The following is a 17075-nucleotide window of genomic DNA, read 5'->3' as shown; positions in this document are numbered from 1 at the left end:
GCTCACCCTTTCTGAGAGATTTCCCCATGTTTGCACGCTTCTCGATGCTCGCCGTGGTCGCCGTCCTGGCCAGCGGTTGCGCCAATACCTCGCCGGTACTCGGCAGCAAGCACATCAACTACGGCGACACCAAGGCCGTGGAAACCGTGACCAACGAGTTCGGCTCCACCGACCTGCAGATGATCGCCGAAAGCATGACCCGCTCCCTGGCGCAGTCCGGCGTGCTGCGAGGTCGCCCGGTGGTGCAGGTGTACGACGTGAAGAACAAGACCAGCGAGTACATCGATACCCGCGAGATCACCACGTCGATCAAGACCCAACTGATGAAGACGGGCACCGCGCGCTTCGCCAGCGACAATACCGACATGCAGAGCCAGGTCGACCAGCTCAAGCTGCAGAACCAGAGCGGCCTGTACAAGAAGTCCACGGTCAGCAAGACCGGCAACATGGTCGCTGCCCAGTACCGTCTGGAAGGCTCCATCAGTTCCATCGTCAAGCGCAGCTCGGACTACAAGGACGTGTTCTACAAATTCAGCCTGCAGTTGATCGACGTCGAGAGCGGCGTGGCCGAATGGATGGACGAAAAAGAAATCCGCAAAACCACGGAGCGCTGAACAATGCGTGCATGGATCGGCATGATCGGCCTGCTGTGCGCCTTTGGCGCCTCGGCCGCGCCGAAGATCGCAGTGACCGACCTGGCCTACGAGGCGCGGGTCGAGGAGTACATCCACCAGGTCTCGGCCAGCGACACCTTTCAGGCCAGCGCCTACCACGCCAGTGGCGCCTCGAATTACAGCGAGTACGAAAGCCGTACCAGCTATATCGAGCAGACCGAGCTGCGTAAATTCAGCGGTGATATCAAGGGGGAGATCCTCAAGTCGCGGCAGTTTCAGCTGGTGCAGGGCACGCCCTATACCGCCGATGCCAAGGGTGACGTCTACGACGTCATCAAGCGCATCAAGGCCGGCCACTTCAAGGGGGCCGATTACGTGCTGTTCGGCACTTTGTCGGATATCGACTTCACCCAGGACATCAACGCCCTGGACCACACCAACAGTTATTCGGCTGTGCTGGGCCTGACGCTGGTGGCGGATTTCAGCCTGATCAACACCCGCACCTACGAGATCACGTCGGCGTTCACCGCCATGGGCGAAGGCCAGGACACTAAACTGGTGAACAGCCGTGACATCCGCGTGAGCTTGAACCGGCCACGGGTGGTGAAGGAAGTGTCCAAAGCGTTGGGTGAGGATGTGGCCAGGCAGTTGGCAGAGCAATTGGGCGGTGGCTATCAGGAACCTGGCCAGCCGACACCGCGTAGCAATCTGCCAAGGGACGAAGCGCCGAAGATTCTGCGCTGACCGTTAATCCTCCAGGCAACACAATGTGGGAAGTGGCCAGCCTCCTCCCACATTCTTGACTCGGTTTGGCCAGTTACGCCGTTGCGCGATGCAGGCTGGCCAGAAACCCCGCCGCTCCCACGAACAACCCGGCAAACGTACGATTCACGCGTTTTTGCTGCGTGGGCGTGCGCAACAGGCGCAACACTTTCGACGCCAGCCCGGTGTAGCCCGCCATCACGATCATATCGACGCTGATCATCGTCGCGCCGATGATCAAATATTGAACCAGCAACGGCGCCTGCGGGTTCACGAACTGCGGCAACACCGCGAGCATGAACACCAAGGCCTTGGGGTTGCTGGCATTGACCAGAAAACCACGGAACATCATCGCCATCGGCTTGCCGACGGGGCGCACGGCCGCATCGTTGGCCATGTCCAGAGGCAAGGCACGCCATTGCTTGATGGCCAGGTACACAAGGTAGGCCACACCGAACCATTTGATCGCATAGAACGCGGTGGACGATGCGGCGAGAATGGCACCCAACCCGCCCGCGACCACGGCAATCTGCATCGCCAGGCCCAGTTGCAGGCCGATGGCATTCCAGTAGCCGCGCAGAAAGCCGTATTGCAGGCCACTGGACATCGAGGCGATGGCGCCGGCGCCGGGAGAAAGGGAGATGATCCAACTGGCCAGGAAAAAGGCCAGCCACGTATCGAGTGCCATGACACACCTCGCAGAGAGTTAGCGGTTGTGCCTAAAGCTAACGCCAGCGACCAACGGCTGGCTATCAATTTTTACTCGATATGAACGCTAGCGGTCGCCCGGGAACACATGGGTGCCCGGCCAACGTCGCACCGAGCGCTGGAAGAATAGACTGTTAGGCACCTGCACGATCGCGCTGTCGGTGCCTGCGGCCTCCACTTCGACCAGCGTGGTATAGAGCAGATTGATTGCCACTACCCGCCCCTTGACGCCCGGTTTGTCGACGGTATCCACCAATTCCACAATGTCACCCAGACGAAACGGTCCGACCGTAAAGATCAGAATCGCGCAGAGCAGGTTGGACAACACCGACCACATGGCAAAAAACGCCACGGCGGCGACCGCCACAAACCCCGACAACGCGGTCCACAACACCGTGGCGGACACACCGAGGCGGCCGAGCACGAAGATCAGCGCGCTGCCCATGATCAGCCAGCGCAGGCCGCCCCGCAGCGGCATCAGCAGTTGCGGCGGGAATGGGTAGCGCTCGCCTAGGCGCGTGAGGCCCTTGCCCACAAAGCGCTGCGCCAGGTAACCGGCCAGCAGGATCAACAGGATCTGCGCGCCAATCCACACAGGCTCGACCCACTCTGCCGGCAGTTGCAATGCCTCCATCAGGACAGCGCCTCCAGCTCCGCCTGCAGGGTTTCAAGCAGTTCGAGGGCTTCCATCCAGGCTTCCTCCAATTGCCCTTCGCGCACCTTGAGCTTGGCCTGTTCGGCCAGCAGGTCGCGCAGTTCGTCTTTGCGTGCGGCTTCGTACACGGCACTGTCACCGAGGCTGGCTTCGATTTTGGCCAACCGCTCGTGCACCTTGCCCAGCTCGGCCTCCAACTTATCGGCTTCGCGCTTGTGCGGCGCCAATTGCTGGCGCAACGCAGCGGCGGCCTGGCGCTGGGCCTTTTTGTCGGTCTTGTCCGGGTTGACCGGCGTGTTGCTGGCCGGCGCATTGCGCAGGCGGTAATCGGTGAGCCAGCGGGCGTAGTCGTCGAGGTCGCCATCGAACTCTTCGACTTTGCCATCGGCCACCAGCAGGAAATTATCCGTGGTGCTCTTGAGCAAATGGCGGTCGTGGGAGACCACCAACACCGCACCGCTGAACTCCTGCAAAGCCATGGTCAGCGCCAGGCGCATTTCCAGGTCCAGGTGGTTGGTCGGCTCGTCGAGCAGCAGCAGGTTCGGGCGATCCCAGGCGATCAGGGCCAGGGCCAGACGGGCTTTTTCGCCGCCGGAGAAATTCAGCACCGGCTCATCGATGCGCGCGCCACGGAAGTCGAAGCCACCCAGGAAGTCGCGCAGGGTCTGCTCGCGCTCGGTCGGTGCCAGGCGCTGCAGGTGCAGCAACGGGCTGGCCTTGGCGTCGAGGGAGTCCAACTGATGCTGGGCGAAGTAACCCACCACGGTGTTTTCGCCACGGGTCAGGCGGCCGGCCAAAGGCTCCAGTTCACCTGACAGGTTCTTGATCAATGTCGACTTGCCCGCGCCGTTAGGGCCGAGCAAACCGATCCGCGCACCCGGCGTGAGTTGCAGCTTGACCTTCTCCAGGATGGTTTTATCGCCATAGCCCAGGCGCGCGTCAGAAAGATCCAGCAATGGACTGGAGATTTTCACCGACTCGCGGAACACGAAGTCGAACGGCGAATCGACGTGGGCCGCCGACAGCTCTTCCATGCGCTCCAACGCCTTGATCCGGCTCTGGGCCTGACGGGCCTTGGTGGCCTGGGCCTTGAACCGAGCGATGTAGCTTTCCATGTGCGCGCGTTGCGCCTGCTGTTTCTCGTAGGCCTGTTGCTGCTGGGCCAGGCGTTCGGCACGTGCACGTTCGAACGCAGTGTAGCCGCCGCGGTACAGGGTGATTTTCTTCTGTTCGACATGGGCGATGTTATCGACCACCGCGTCAAGGAAGTCCCGGTCGTGGGAAATCAGCAGCAAGGTGCCCTGGTAGCTCTTGAGGAAATCTTCCAGCCACAGGATCGCATCGAGGTCCAGGTGGTTGGTCGGCTCGTCGAGCAGCAACAGGTCCGAGGGGCACATCAGCGCCTGGGCCAGGTTCAGGCGCATGCGCCAGCCGCCGGAGAAGTCGGCGACCGGGCGGTCCATCTGTTCGTTGGTAAATCCCAGACCGGCGAGCATCTTGCGGGCACGAGCGTCGGCAGTGTAGCCGTCGGCGCTGTCCAGCTCCGAGTGCAGGCGCGCCTGGGCGGCGCCGTCCTGAGCTTTTTCGGCTTCGGCCAGGTCGTGCTGCACCTGGCGCAGGCGCAGGTCGCCATCGAGCACATAGTCGATCGCGATGCGGTCCAGGGTGTCGATCTCCTGGCGCATATGAGCGATGCGCCAGTCGGCCGGCAGCAGGCAGTCGCCGGAGTCCGGGGTCAGCTCGCCCAGCAACAGCGCGAACAACGTGGATTTGCCGGCGCCATTGGCACCGATCAGGCCGGCTTTGTGACCGGCGTGCAGGGTCAGCTCGGCGTCTTCGAGAAGACGTTGCGGGCCACGCTGTAATGTTAGGCTTTGAAGTCGGATCATAATGGCGGCGGAGTCTACCAGCTTCGTTGGCCGCTGGCTTGGGTGTGACTATGTGCGCTGACCTGTGGAGCTTTGCTCTTTCGATGTATGCCCGCCCGGGCATAGAAGCCGCCTGCCTGCGCCTTCAGGCGCAAGGGGCGGACGTGTGCCTGGTGCTCTGCGGCGCATGGCTGGAACAACGCGGCGTTATCCAGACCGCCGAGCGATTGCAGGCGCTCAGGCAAATTGCCGGCCCTTGGCAGACGCAGGTGATCGAGCCGTTACGCCAGTTGCGTGTGCAATGGCGAACGAACGCGCAGCAGGACAAGCCGTTGGCTGCCTTACGGGAACGGATCAAGTCGATGGAGTTGGAGGCCGAACGGCAGTTGTTGATGCGTCTCGAAGAGTTGATCGAAACATGGTCATCTGGCGAGCGGGCAGATCAACAGCACTGGCTGGAAAGACTGGCGGCTGAGGATGCCGCCAACCTTGACCACGACGCGCTGCAGCAGCTGCGCGTCGCGGCCACCGGCACTTAAGAGGCGCTGGTTGGGGTAGCGGTTGGCGTCGCCGATGCAGGGGTGCTGCTGGCCGGTGCGGTTGCAGCGGTGGATGCTGCCGGGGTCGCTGCTGGAGTAGCGGGCTTGGCCGGCGAAGGCTTTGCAGCGGCCGGTTTGGCGGCAGCGGGTTTAGCCGTTGGCTTGGCTGCTGGCTTGACGGCAGTCGTTTTAGCCGCAGGCTTGGCAGCCGGTTTAGCGGCAGCGGTTTTAGCTGCTGGCTTGGCTGCTGGTTTAGCGGCAGCGGTTTTGGCTGCTGGCCTGGCTGCTGGTTTAGCGGCAACGGTTTTGGCTGCAGGCTTGGCTGCTGGTTTAGCGGCAGCGGTTTTGGCTGCAGGCTTGGCTGCTGGTTTAGCGGCAACGGTTTTGGCTGCAGGCTTGGCTGCTGGTTTAGCGACAGCGGTTTTAGCTGCAGGCTTGGCTGCTGGTTTAGCGGCAACGGTTTTGGCTGCAGGCTTGGCTGCTGGTTTAGCGGCAACGGTTTTGGCTGCAGGCTTGGCTGCTGGTTTAGCGGCAACGGTTTTGGCTGCAGGCTTGGCTGCAGGCTTGGCTGCTGGTTTAGCGGCAGCGGTTTTAGCTGCAGGCTTGACTGCTGGTTTAGCGGCAGCGGTTTTAGCTGCTGGCTTGGCGGTTGGTTTGGCCGATGGCTTTTTAGCGGTGCTTGCTGCAACAGCTTTCACGGGGGTACGAGCACCCAACGCCTTAGCCACTGCTTCTTTCACACGACCAACGCCCTGGGCCAGCTTCAAGCTTTCCTGAGCATCTTTTTTCAGTTGGGAAATGTAGGCACGGGTTTCGGCCTGGCGATCCTTGAGGGCGTCCAGCAGGTCCTCAAGTTCTTTGACGGCGTCTTTGGCCTTGGCTTGTGCCTTGGCTTTGCCGGCAGTGGCGGCATCTTGCAATTTGGTACGGGATTTGTGCAGCTTTTCTTGCGCCTTACCGCGTTGTTTCTCCAGCTTGGCGAGCAGTTTTTCTGCATCAGCCAACGCTTGGGAACATGCGCTTTCCAGATGTTCGAGCAAGCTGCCCGAGAGTTGTTGGAGTAAGTGCAACGGGGTATTAACAGGCTTCTGTTTGGCCGACATGGTTTACCTCCTGGCTGACGTGGGTGCGGCTCATACTAGCCCTCTGCTCTTACCGCCGCTAGCGCATGTTGACAGTATCGATAGCCTTGCGTTGCACCGTACGAAAATTCTTATTGGGATGACGAAAATACCCAGCACTTTTTACCTTTCCACACTGGCATAATCCGTCGCACTTTCGGCTGGAGGATGCCCATGTTGCGCTACCTTTTTCTTGTGCTTGGCCTGGCGATCCCAGTGGCCGGTGCGAGCGAATCATCGCCGTCCAAGACCAACGACCAGGATCGGCACGACCTCGCCTACAGCGTGGGTGCCAGCCTCGGCGAACGCCTGCGTCAGGAGGTTCCCGACCTGCAGATACAAGCCCTGATCGACGGCCTCCAGCAGGCCTATCAAGGCAAGCCACTGGCGCTGGACGCTGCACGCATCGAGCAGATCCTGGCGCAGCACGAGGCGCAGATCGAAGCCGCTGCCCAGATTCCCCAAAGCGAAAAGGCATTGGCCGCCGAGCAACAATTCCTCGCCAGGGAAAAAGCCTCAAAAGGCGTTCGTGAATTAGCGGATGGAATCCTGCTCACCGAACTCACGCCCGGCACGGGCAACACGCCGTCGGCCAATAGTCAGGTTCAAGTGAAATACGTCGGCCAACTGCCCGATGGAACAGTCTTCGACAAGAGCAACCAACCACAGTGGTTTCGCCTGGACAGTGTGATCAACGGCTGGAGCAGCGCGTTGCAACAAATGCCGGTGGGCGCGAAATGGCGCCTGGTGATTCCATCGGCCCAGGCGTACGGCGCCGACGGTGCCGGCGAGTTGATCCCGCCTTATACGCCACTGGTTTTCGAGATCGAACTGCTGGGTACGCGTTCCTGAATCCAAAAAAAAACGGTGCGACCCGCGCACCGTTTTTATCGCATCCCCCAGGTCAGGCCTGGGCGACGGTTTGTTCCTTGTGCGCGTTGTGCAGCACTTCGATCAGGCAGTCTTCCAGCTCGAAGCGCTCGTGAAGCAGCGCACCCAATTCTTTGAATTTTTCAGCGACGCATTTGCCTTGATCACAGAGTTCGGTAAACGTCAGCAACATCTCGGTAATCACATCGATACGCGGGTAAAGGGTCTTTGCGAAATCCAGGCCACGCCGGTCATCGAACGCTTCGGCCTCTTTGGTGAGTTGGGTGTAAATGCTCAAATGCCCAGCCGATACGTAATCCACCAGTACAACGCAGAAGTCCTGCAACGGTTCGCGCTTCTCGGCCAACGCCTCGGGCTCGGCACCCAGCGCATCGAAAGCCCGAATCAGTTCATGGCGTGCCTTCAACCAGCTGTCGATCAGCTTGTGCACCCCACCCCAGCGTTCCCGAGCATTCTTGCAACGTTCCAACATGATGATCTCTCTTCCCTAATAGGGGGCGCTGCCGCCTGATACCCGCGCTATTCAAGGATAAGCGGGGGCGGAACAAGGCTGCATCTGACAACCGGTTTGAATAACGCGTGCGGGCCAGATTATGCCCGCACGACTGTGGCTTCAAGGTACGCAGGACAGAAAGTTCATACAAGTGTTTAATCCCGTCCTACAAACCACCGCCGGGTTTTAATGCCTCGCAGGGTGCAGGCCTCGCCTGAGCAGCAGCCGTGAAAACTGCATGATGCCCAGGATCAGCATTCCCACGAAAAACAGCAGGCTCCACTCAGGGAGGCTCAAATCAAACAGCGTCCAGCTGATTTCCATGCAGTCGACGGTGCCTTTGACCGCCAGCTGCAGCGCCTGCCACCACGAAATATCTTCGAGCATGTGGCTGGCGTTCGGCCAACAATTGGCGGCCTGCCCAGGTGCGGAATTTTGCAGCAAGACCTGGCGCACGGCGGTGGCCGCCCCCAGTAATGCACAGCCCATGCTCGCCACGCCGTACACGTAGATGATGGGACGCCTGGGGTTATGGAGCGCGGCCACCAGATTGACCAACGTGAACGCCGCTAGAAATACGCGCTGCATTTGGCACAGAAAACACGGGCGCAGCGAGGCTCCGAATTCGAGGTAATAGGAAGCGCCCAACGTCAGCGTACCCGCCATGAACGCCAGAAAAAACAAGGAACGTGAAGGGGCCAAAGACATGCTTTATCCGCATCGCGAAAGACAGGTGGCTACGGTAGAGGAAAGGCCTGACTCCTTTCAATACGCGACAGATCAGCCGATTCCGTGAGCGCTTAAGGAGATCCCGCCAGAACCTGGAAGACTTTAAGCCACTGTGTGTAGGAGGCTGCCGCCAGCAACGCCCGGCCGAGTTTTGACCTCCCAGAAAGGGCTGACGCTCAGACGCATCTGAGGCAGCCCTCGGCTCTGTTCCTACATCAAACTCGCGCGGGAACTGGCAAGGGGGACGCCAGCAGACGGCTATCCAGCAAGCCCAGGCCTTCCTGGAACAGCTGGTTGCTGCGCTCGGTATCCCCCAGTTGCGCCAACAGGCGTGCCAGTTCGGCGCAGGCCTCGGGGTTGCGCTGCACCTGCAGGCTGCGTTCGAGGTAGTCGCGCGCCTTGCCCCACAAGCTGTTCTGCAGACACAAGCGACCCAAGGTCAGCAGCAGGCTGGCGTCGCCTGGATGCTCCTTGAGCCGGCCTTCGGCAAACTTCAACTGCCGCGCCGAGTCACTGCCGCGCAGAAGGCCGTACAGTCGCATCAGGTGGCTGTTGTAGTCGCGTTTGATCGCTGCGCGCAGGGCCTCCTCGGCCTTGGCGTCTGCGCCCAACTGGCGCAACTGTTCGGCATAGGCCAGCACCAACTGTGGTTCCTGGCGCTGGGCGGAGGTGAGTTGTTGCCAGGCGCGCTCCAGCGACTGCAACCCCGCCTCGCCCTGCTCTTCGCGCTGAGCAGCCAGGCTCAGGTTCTCACCCCATGCGCGACGTTCCAATTCGGCCAGTTCAGCGGCGGGTAACACCTTGTCCTTACGCAGTTCCGGCAGCAGCCGGATCACTGAGGACCAGTCGCCACGCTGCTGATGCAAGCGCTGCAATTGGCGCAGGAGTTGCGCGTTATGCGGGTGGCGCTCATGCATCGCCTGCAGGGTGACCAGGGCCCCGTCCGTGTCGCCACGGTCCAGTTGCAGTTGGGCGTGGCTCAAGGCGACCGCCAATTCAGCCTGGGGCTGACGCTCAAGGGCCCGCTCGAGCAAGCCGTCGGCCTCTTCGTAGCGCCCCTGCTCGTTGGCCGCACGCGCGGCGCCGAGATAGTAGAGCAACGGTTGGCGCTCAGCTTCGGCAGCCCGATGCAAATGGCGTTCAGCGCTGGCCCAACGTCCCTCGGCGAGGTCCATCTGGCCCTGCTCGATAGCAATCTGCACACGACGGCTGCGGTTACGCCGCGACCAGGGGTTGACCACACCGCTCGACGTGGTGACCAGGCTCAGCGCCACGCGGATCAGATAGATTGCCAGGGCGATGCCACATACCGCGATCAGGGTCGCCCAAAGGCTCGACTCGTAATGCAACACATGGGGGTAGGTAATCAGCACGTAGCCGGTATGTTTCGAAATGCCCACGGCCAGCGCCAGGGCGATGGCAATCGCCAGCACCAGGATCACATAGAAACGCTTCATCGGCTCTACTCCTGGGTCGCCGGCTTGGCAGCCGCCTTGGCTTCATCGGCGGACAAGTGACGACGATCAAGATACGCCTGCACGGCCGCCAGGCTGGCGGCCAGATCGGGCGTCACCACCGAAACGGCTTTAGGCTCAAGCTCGGCAATACGCGCCAGCATCGCTTTGCTCTGGGGATTATCCTGATTGAAGTTGTCCTGCAGCACACTGCGCGCTTCTGCGAGCGAGCGACTGTACACCGCCGACTCGCCATTGAGCGCAGCCCATTGTGCTTGCTCAAGAGCCAGACTCAAGGCCAGGCGAACCTGGTTCAAGCCTTGCCCGGCGAGCAGCGGACGAATGTTGTCGTCCGGGTTGAAATCGATACGGAAGTAGCGGGAAATCTGCTCCCACCATTCGCTCCAACGGCTTTGTGTGTCAGTGGTCGGCCGCCCATCGCTGGATGGCTCGGTCAACTGATACTCCGGCGCAATCGCCGCCAGCTGCACCACTTGGTCGCGCAGGGCGGCCAATTGCAGGTAAAGCCCGGTGCGATCCGGTTGTTCGGTACTGCGCAGCGCCACCAGGCTCTTGGCCAATTGCTCACGCGCGGCGTACGCACCTGGGTCGCTTTGCTCGCGAAGAATCTCGTCGGCGCCCTGCACCAGCGCCAGGGCGCTGTTGATGTCCTGTAACGCCGACAGACGCAGGCTCGCCAGGCGGATCAAGTGCTCGGCCTCGGCCAGGCGCCAGTCCTGACGACTGGCGCCCAGCACGGTCTCCAGCCGCTGGCTCAAGTGTTGTTGATCGGCCTGCAACTGCGTCACCAGGCGACGGCGCTCTTCCAGCTCGTCCGCAGCTGGCAACTGGGCCAGACGCGCGGCCAGTTGCTGCTGGTTCTGCTTGAGGGACTGGGATTGGTCGTCCAGGGCCTGCACCTGACCGGTCTGCTGCTGGCCGCTGGCTTGCAGGGCACGGACCTGCCAGATGCCCCAACCGCCGGCTGCCACCCCGGCAACGCCGAGCAGCAAGGCGACGACTGCCAAGCCATTGCCACGGCGCGGCGCGGTGACCGTTGACTCGACCGGCGCTTGAAGTGCGGGTTGAGCTTCATCTTTAGGCAAGGCTGTTTCGCTCACGTATCCGTCCTTTGCGTATCAGAGAGTGGGGCGGGATCTTTTTATAAGACAATGCCGCGTAACGCCACTAACAACGCCGCAGCGCTCGCGCCGCGACAATCCACAACTTTTTCTGCGCCGGCAGCCTGCGCCATCTGCTGGACTCGCGGGCTGGGTACGAACAATGGCAGTTGTGCCACCTGTGGCCAATCGGCACCGGCCAGGGCTTGCAGATGCAAAAAACCCTGCCCACTGCTGACCACCACGCCGTTCAAGCGTTCCAACTGGATGCGCCGCGTCAGTTCACCGACGTCGTACTCAGGCAGGAGCCGCCGGTACAACTCCAGATAATCGACACTAACACCTCTGGCGCGCAACTGTTGCGCCAGCAACTCGCGACCGCCCTCACCCCGCACGATCAGCACTCGCGCATCGGGGCGAGCAATCGCCTCGCGCAACGCCGGCAGTTGCAGCAAAGCCTCGCTGTCGTCGCCGGTTTGCGGGTAATCAACCCTGTAGCCACGCTCGGCCAACACCTGCGCGGTGGCCGCGCCGACACTGAACCACTGCACCTGAGGCCATTGCCTGTCCAGGTGTTGCAAGGCCAGGCGCGCGGCCGGCTTGCTGACCACGATTACCGCGCAGTAACGGCCCAGATCACGAAGTACCGCCTGCCGTTCCGGGCTGACAGGCAGCGGCTCGATGTCCAGCAAAGGCAGGCTGCTGCTGTAGATCCCGACGTCGGATAACGCCGCTGCCAGCGCCACCGATTCCTCGGCGGGCCGCGTCAGCAGCAAGCGCCAGCCGGTCACTGCGGCCCGGCCTCGCCATAGACTTTTTGCAGGATGGCGCCGGCGCCCTTGGCCAGCAGCTCTTCAGCCACCTGGACCCCCAGTGCCGTCGCATCGCGTTGCGGACCACGCACCTCGGCGGTCAGCAACGTGCCGCCGTCGGGGTCGCCCACCAGGCCACGCAGCCACAGGTTATCGCCTTCGAGCACCGCGTAGCAGGCAATCGGCACCTGGCAGCCGCCATTGAGGTGCTTGTTCAGGGCACGCTCGGCCGTGACGCGCACTTCAGTGTCGTAGTGATCCAGAGGCTTGAGAAGCGCGTGAATTTCGCTGTCCGCGCTGCGGCACTCAATGCCCACTGCGCCCTGCCCACCCGCTGGCAGGCTGTCTTCGACACTGATGGCCGAAGTGATGCGGTCCTCGAAACCGAGACGGATCAAACCGGCGGCGGCGAGGATGATGGCGTCATATTCACCGCTGTCCAGCTTGGCCAGGCGGGTGTTGACGTTTCCGCGCAGAAAGCGGATCTGCAGGTCGGGGCGGCGGGTCAGCAGCTGAGCCTGGCGTCGCAGGCTCGACGTGCCGACGATGCTGCCCAAAGGGAGGTCACCCAGCGATGCGTAGTTATTGGAAACGAAGGCATCGCGCGGGTCTTCGCGCTCGCAGATGCAGAACAGGCCCAAGCCTTCAGGGAAGTCCATCGGCACGTCTTTCATCGAATGCACGGCGATGTCGGCTTCGTTCTCCAGCAGCGCGGTTTCCAGCTCCTTGACGAACAAGCCCTTGCCGCCGATCTTCGACAGCGGTGAGTCGAGCAGCTTGTCGCCACGACTGACCATGGGCACCAGGGACACCTTGAGGCCCGGATGGGCAAGCTCCAGGCGTGCTTTGACGTATTCGGCCTGCCATAGGGCCAAGGCGCTTTTACGGGTGGCGATGCGGATTTCGCGAGAGGACATGAATCAATCCGTACTGAATAGATACGGCAGATAATAACAGCTCAGGCAAATACGCCTTGATTTGAATCAGCAAGTGCGGGGCCTCCCTGGCCTCGTCGCACCGGGATAAGGAATGCAAATTGCGCCACAGCCCTCGAGCTAAAGCTGCTGCATCATCTTGCGTACGCCGGCGACATGCCGTCGGCTGACGATCAAGGCATCGCCATTGAGCCCTTTGAGGAACAACTGGAAGTGCCCCAATGGCGTGCGTTGCAGGCGTTCGATACGCTCTCTGGCCACCAGCGCATTGCGGTGGATCCGCACGAAGCGGTCGCCGAACTCATCTTCCAGGGCCTTGAGCGGCTCGTCGAGCAAGACTTCTCCCGCTTCGTGACGCAAGGTCACGTACTTGTGGTCGGCAATGAAGTACACCACTTGATTCAGGGGAATCAACTCGATGCCCTTGCGGGTACGCGCACTGATATGACTGCGGGGGCCGTTGCCACTTTGGGCGGCAGGCTGGGTCAAGGCGGCGAGCTGGGCGCGGCTGGGGCGCTCGGCCTTTTTCAGGGCCTTGAGCAGCGCTTCGGCCGTCACCGGTTTAGTCACGAAACTCACACCGCTGTCTTCCAGCGTCTGCGCGGGAAACTCTTCCTGGGCCGCACACAGCACCACGGCCGGCGGTGATTCGCGTTCACTCAGGCGGGCGGCAACCTGCAGACCATCCAGGCCCGGCATGCGGATATCGAGCAGCAGTACATCCGGTTTGAGGCTGTCGATCAGCGTCAACGCTTCCTCACCGCTGGTGGCGCTCGGTTCTAGGACTGTATAACCCTCGAGCTCACCGACCAGACGGCTCAGTCGGTCGCGGGCTTGGGGTTCGTCATCAACGATCAGGACATTCATATTGCGCTGGATTCCTGCGTGAGTCTCGCACATGGATAACGTAGACAGGTGCGGTGACTTGCGTCACAGCGATCCACGCTAAGACTAGTGCGAGCGGCAAAAAGTGCCCCGACGGTGGCACCCATATTTACCCGGATCTGTTCAAGAGTGCCCAAGACCTGCAGCCTTCGGGCATCGTCGTAGGGTTTGCTGATACACAATCCGAATACCCCCCTTGTTTAATGGTTAGTCTGGGCTCTGACCGCAATAGCCGACTTTGGTGCATTCATACACTCTCAGTCCAACTGTAGACGCTCGCCGAGGCGACATTGCTCAATCGTCAAATATCGTTTCAATAAGCGTCTTTCTCCAGTCTCGTCCCGGACGTGATCGGCGGCAAGGCACTTAGCCATCCTTTGTACAAATAAAAATGCCGACGACCCTCGCCACCGCCTCCGCGAGCAACCCTGTTATGATCGGCGTCACACGTCCATGCCTTTTACTTACAGCAAATCACGAGCGAATCCATGAGCACCGACAAGACCAACCAGTCCTGGGGCGGCCGCTTCAGTGAACCCGTCGACGCCTTCGTCGCGCGCTTCACCGCCTCCGTCACCTTCGACCAGCGCCTGTACCGCCACGACATCATGGGCTCCATCGCCCACGCCACGATGCTGGCCAAAGTCGGCGTGCTGACCGACGCCGAGCGCGACAGTATCATCGACGGTCTGACCACCATCCGCGGTGAGATTGAAGCCGGCACCTTCGACTGGCGCGTCGACCTGGAAGACGTGCACATGAATATCGAGGCGCGCCTCACCGACCGCATCGGTGTGACCGGCAAGAAGTTGCACACCGGGCGCAGCCGTAACGACCAGGTGGCCACCGATATCCGCCTGTGGCTGCGCGATGAAATCGACCTGATCCTGGCCGAGATCACCCGCCTGCAAAAAGGTTTGCTGGAGCAGGCCGAGCGTGAATCGGACACCATCATGCCCGGCTTCACCCACCTGCAGACTGCGCAACCCGTGACATTCGGCCACCATCTGCTGGCCTGGTTCGAAATGCTCAGCCGCGACTATGAGCGCCTGGTGGACTGCCGCAAGCGCGCCAATCGCATGCCCCTGGGCAGCGCCGCGCTGGCCGGTACGACTTACCCGATCGACCGTGAGTACACCGCGCAATTGCTGGGCTTCGATGCCGTGGGCGGCAACTCTCTGGACGGCGTGTCGGACCGCGACTTCGCCATCGAATTCTGCGCCGCCGCCAGCATCGCGATGATGCACCTGTCGCGCTTCTCCGAAGAGCTGGTGCTGTGGACCAGCGCGCAATTTCAGTTCATCGACCTGCCGGACCGCTTCTGCACCGGTAGCTCGATCATGCCGCAAAAGAAAAACCCCGACGTGCCTGAGCTGGTGCGTGGCAAGAGCGGCCGTGTATTCGGCGCACTGATGGGCCTGCTGACCCTGATGAAAGGCCAGCCATTGGCCTACAACAAGGACAACCAGGAAGACAAGGAACCGCTGTTCGACGCCGCCGACACGCTGCGCGACTCGTTGCGCGCGTTTGCCGACATGATCCCTGCGATCAAGCCCAAGCACGCCATGATGCGCGAAGCCGCCCTGCGCGGGTTCTCCACCGCGACTGACCTGGCGGACTACCTGGTGCGCCGTGGCCTGCCGTTCCGCGACTGCCACGAAATCGTCGGCCACGCCGTGAAATACGGCGTGGACACTGGTAAAGACCTGGCGGAAATGAGCCTGGAAGAACTACGCCAGTTCAGCGACCAGATCGAGCAGGACGTGTTTGCCGTGCTGACCCTGGAAGGTTCGGTCAACGCCCGTAACCATGTGGGCGGCACGGCGCCGGCACAGGTGAAGGCAGCCGTCGTGCGCGGCCAGGCACTGCTCGCCAGTCGCTAAGACATATGGGAGGGGTTTTGCCCCTCCCATACTTGATTACTTTTTGGCCGCAACCATCGCCATGAACCCCGGCATCGCGGCCTGCCTGTCAGCCTCTACCTTCCGGGCGTTAGGCATGTCATTCAGACGTTCCAGCAATGCCTTGGCAGCCGGCAGCTGCGCCAGCAGGTCCAGGCCAAACAATTTATCCCCCACCCCGCAGGCCAGGTTCAGGCTGTACATAAAGTACAGATCCGCGATCGTGAAGCTGTCTCCCGCCACATACGGCGCAAACTTGCCGTGCCTTCCCAGCGAAGCGATACCCAGCAGCAATTCCGCCCTGGATTTTTCCTTGATCGCCTCCGGCACTTGCATGCCAAAAAATGCCTCGCCAAAACACGCCCGCGCAGGCAACTCGATGTACAGTTCGATCTCCCTGCACAAGGCCAACACCTGGGCGCGCTGGAACGGGTCGGCCGGGAGCAGCGACGGCCCTTCCTGAGTCTGTTCGATGTATTCGAGAATTACGCTGGTTTCATTGATAAACCCCTGCTTCACCCCCAATACCGGCACCTTGCCGCGCGGGCTGACGGCCAGAACGTCAGGGGTTTGTCCGGCATAAAACGGCACTTCTTCAAAGGGCAGGCCCTTCTCCAGCAGCGCCAGTTTCACCATGTTGTAGTAGTTGCTGACCGAAAATCCGTAAAGCTTGAGCATCGCAAAGCCTCCAGGCCGTGTGCGGGGTTGGCTGCAAGCGTTATAGACGCCGCCGGGCCATCTGACCAGCAGCATCACCTGGCTGAATGGGGGTAGACTGGCGCCCTTTCCTTGAAGGAGTCCCGCCATGAGCGAGCCCACCGATATCGATAGCGACGAAGAAACATTCACCGAAAATATGTTGATCGAAGCGATCGAAAACCAGATCGAAAACAACAACCCGCCTGCCGCCAAGGCCACGTTCAACAAGTTGACGCTAGTGGGTTACGAGCGCGAGGAGATTCTGAATCTGATGGCTCATGTGCTGGCGTTCGAAATCGACGCCATGTTGGATGAGGACCGCGCGTTCGATACCCAATGGTATGAAACAGCGCTGCGCGCACTGCCCGATCTGCCGCCTGAAAAGGATTAATCCCGACACGCAGCAACGCTGCTGGACAGTTCGGCAAAGTGCGTTCACCTTATGGTCTGCTAGCCTCTAATAAATTTTAGAAAGTCTGGAGTCCTTATGTCGTATACCCCTGAGTTGGTTGCCGAACTGGAAATCCTTGTACTCTTCCCCTTGGACAGCACCCAGGAAGGCCTGAAAGTCCATCAGACCGCCGCTCCCGCTGCCATCGCCGCGGCCAAGCGCCTCCACGCGAAAGGGCTGATCGATCAAGCGGATGGAGGCTACCTGACCAGCCTTGGCCGAGACGCTGCAGAGCAGGCCCAAACCCTGCTGACCATCCTCACCACCGCCAGCACTAAAGAAGCAGCCTGAGAGCGTACGCCGCCCATGGAGTCCGCTTCCTGCGGATTCCGAGGGCCGCATTATGGAGCGTCTCGATTTTTAACCTCGAAAGCCATTTCCCTCTAAACCTCCTACGTTTCTGGCTGTAAACTCCTACACGGCCGCCCATGCCGGGC

The 17075-nt window shown here is 61.1% G+C and carries 19 protein-coding genes and 1 pseudogene; 7 read left to right on the top strand and 13 right to left on the bottom strand.

Features of this window, described 5'->3' with window-relative positions:
* Positions 1-26: 26 nt before the first annotated feature.
* Both lpoB and QRN10_RS12580 read left to right on the top strand, forming a co-directional pair.
* Positions 27-614: a penicillin-binding protein activator LpoB gene (lpoB, locus tag QRN10_RS12585; protein WP_181076353.1), complete on the top strand. Its 588-nt coding sequence runs from the start codon at positions 27-29 to the stop codon at positions 612-614.
* A 3-nt stretch (positions 615-617) separates the two neighbouring features.
* Positions 618-1358: a penicillin-binding protein activator LpoB gene (locus tag QRN10_RS12580; protein ID WP_181076352.1), complete on the top strand. Its 741-nt coding sequence runs from the start codon at positions 618-620 to the stop codon at positions 1356-1358.
* 73 nt (positions 1359-1431) lie between these two features.
* On the opposite strand, the gene QRN10_RS12575 is transcribed toward QRN10_RS12580, so the two are convergent.
* The 3 genes from QRN10_RS12575 to QRN10_RS12565 form a co-directional block, all read right to left on the bottom strand.
* Complete coding sequence (locus QRN10_RS12575) at positions 1432-2064, bottom strand: LysE family transporter (RefSeq protein WP_181076351.1); 633 nt, start codon at positions 2062-2064, stop codon at positions 1432-1434.
* An 87-nt stretch (positions 2065-2151) separates the two neighbouring features.
* Positions 2152-2718, bottom strand: a complete 567-nt coding sequence (locus QRN10_RS12570) for a mechanosensitive ion channel family protein (protein WP_181076349.1) — start codon at positions 2716-2718, stop codon at positions 2152-2154.
* The gene (locus tag QRN10_RS12565) at positions 2718-4628 is read right to left on the bottom strand and encodes an ATP-binding cassette domain-containing protein (RefSeq protein WP_253509766.1); all 1911 of its coding nucleotides are present in this window, start codon (positions 4626-4628) and stop codon (positions 2718-2720) included. Before QRN10_RS12565 ends, QRN10_RS12570 begins: the two co-directional genes overlap by 1 nt.
* Before the next feature lie 50 nt (positions 4629-4678).
* Here QRN10_RS12565 and QRN10_RS12560 point away from each other — a divergent pair, with 50 nt between their 5' ends.
* On the top strand, positions 4679-5146 hold the full coding sequence (locus QRN10_RS12560) for a TIGR02444 family protein (RefSeq protein ID WP_285428482.1): 468 nt from the start codon (positions 4679-4681) through the stop codon (positions 5144-5146).
* Here QRN10_RS12560 and QRN10_RS12555 read toward each other — a convergent pair.
* Positions 5143-6249 carry an AlgP family protein gene (locus QRN10_RS12555; protein WP_285428481.1) on the bottom strand — a complete coding sequence of 369 codons (1107 nt, stop codon included), beginning with the start codon at positions 6247-6249 and terminating at the stop codon, positions 5143-5145. The genes QRN10_RS12560 and QRN10_RS12555 overlap by 4 nt on opposite strands.
* A gap of 192 nt (positions 6250-6441) precedes the next feature.
* On the opposite strand from QRN10_RS12555, the gene QRN10_RS12550 reads away from it, so the two are divergent.
* Complete coding sequence (locus QRN10_RS12550; RefSeq protein WP_285428480.1) at positions 6442-7119, top strand: FKBP-type peptidyl-prolyl cis-trans isomerase; 678 nt, start codon at positions 6442-6444, stop codon at positions 7117-7119.
* A gap of 52 nt (positions 7120-7171) precedes the next feature.
* On the opposite strand, the gene rsd is transcribed toward QRN10_RS12550, so the two are convergent.
* The 8 genes and pseudogenes from rsd to QRN10_RS25320 form a co-directional block, all read right to left on the bottom strand.
* Positions 7172-7630 (bottom strand): sigma D regulator, encoded by a 459-nt coding sequence (gene rsd, locus QRN10_RS12545; RefSeq protein WP_181076342.1) that lies wholly within the window; start codon positions 7628-7630, stop codon positions 7172-7174.
* Positions 7631-7837: 207 nt separating this feature from the next.
* Complete coding sequence (locus QRN10_RS12540) at positions 7838-8359, bottom strand: disulfide bond formation protein B (RefSeq protein WP_181076340.1); 522 nt, start codon at positions 8357-8359, stop codon at positions 7838-7840.
* Positions 8360-8595: 236 nt separating this feature from the next.
* The gene (locus QRN10_RS12535) at positions 8596-9837 is read right to left on the bottom strand and encodes a heme biosynthesis protein HemY (protein WP_253509770.1); all 1242 of its coding nucleotides are present in this window, start codon (positions 9835-9837) and stop codon (positions 8596-8598) included.
* A 5-nt stretch (positions 9838-9842) separates the two neighbouring features.
* On the bottom strand, positions 9843-10955 hold the full coding sequence (locus tag QRN10_RS12530; protein WP_181076337.1) for a uroporphyrinogen-III C-methyltransferase: 1113 nt from the start codon (positions 10953-10955) through the stop codon (positions 9843-9845).
* A 41-nt stretch (positions 10956-10996) separates the two neighbouring features.
* Positions 10997-11746, bottom strand: a complete 750-nt coding sequence (locus QRN10_RS12525; protein ID WP_285428479.1) for a uroporphyrinogen-III synthase — start codon at positions 11744-11746, stop codon at positions 10997-10999.
* The gene (hemC, locus tag QRN10_RS12520; RefSeq protein ID WP_285428478.1) at positions 11743-12684 is read right to left on the bottom strand and encodes a hydroxymethylbilane synthase; all 942 of its coding nucleotides are present in this window, start codon (positions 12682-12684) and stop codon (positions 11743-11745) included. Before hemC ends, QRN10_RS12525 begins: the two co-directional genes overlap by 4 nt.
* 138 nt (positions 12685-12822) lie before the next feature.
* Positions 12823-13569, bottom strand: coding sequence for a LytR/AlgR family response regulator transcription factor (locus tag QRN10_RS12515; protein ID WP_181076332.1), 747 nt, complete (start codon positions 13567-13569; stop codon positions 12823-12825).
* Positions 13566-13682 (bottom strand): annotated as a pseudogene (locus QRN10_RS25320) (sensor histidine kinase); the annotation flags it as partial. The pseudogene QRN10_RS25320 and the gene QRN10_RS12515, both read right to left, overlap by 4 nt.
* A 393-nt stretch (positions 13683-14075) precedes the next feature.
* Here QRN10_RS25320 and argH point away from each other — a divergent pair.
* Entirely contained in the window at positions 14076-15470 is a 1395-nt protein-coding gene (argH, locus tag QRN10_RS12510; RefSeq protein WP_043046914.1) for an argininosuccinate lyase, read from the top strand.
* A gap of 36 nt (positions 15471-15506) precedes the next feature.
* Here argH and QRN10_RS12505 read toward each other — a convergent pair whose 3' ends face one another.
* Positions 15507-16166, bottom strand: coding sequence for a glutathione S-transferase family protein (locus QRN10_RS12505; RefSeq protein WP_266247426.1), 660 nt, complete (start codon positions 16164-16166; stop codon positions 15507-15509).
* A 127-nt stretch (positions 16167-16293) separates the two neighbouring features.
* Between QRN10_RS12505 and QRN10_RS12500 the strand changes: the two genes are divergently transcribed.
* Both QRN10_RS12500 and QRN10_RS12495 read left to right on the top strand, forming a co-directional pair.
* Complete coding sequence (locus QRN10_RS12500; protein ID WP_285428477.1) at positions 16294-16578, top strand: hypothetical protein; 285 nt, start codon at positions 16294-16296, stop codon at positions 16576-16578.
* A 96-nt stretch (positions 16579-16674) separates the two neighbouring features.
* A complete protein-coding gene (locus tag QRN10_RS12495; protein ID WP_181076327.1) occupies positions 16675-16929 on the top strand; it encodes a TIGR02647 family protein in 255 nt (84 codons plus the stop codon).
* Positions 16930-17075: the final 146 nt, after the last annotated feature.

The sequence above is a fragment of the Pseudomonas sp. lyk4-R2A-8 genome (genome assembly GCF_030209095.1).
GTDB classification, from domain to species: Bacteria; Pseudomonadota; Gammaproteobacteria; order Pseudomonadales; family Pseudomonadaceae; genus Aquipseudomonas; species Aquipseudomonas quebecensis.
Note: the sequence above shows the minus strand (reverse complement) of the source record. Positions and strands in the feature narration are given on the sequence as shown.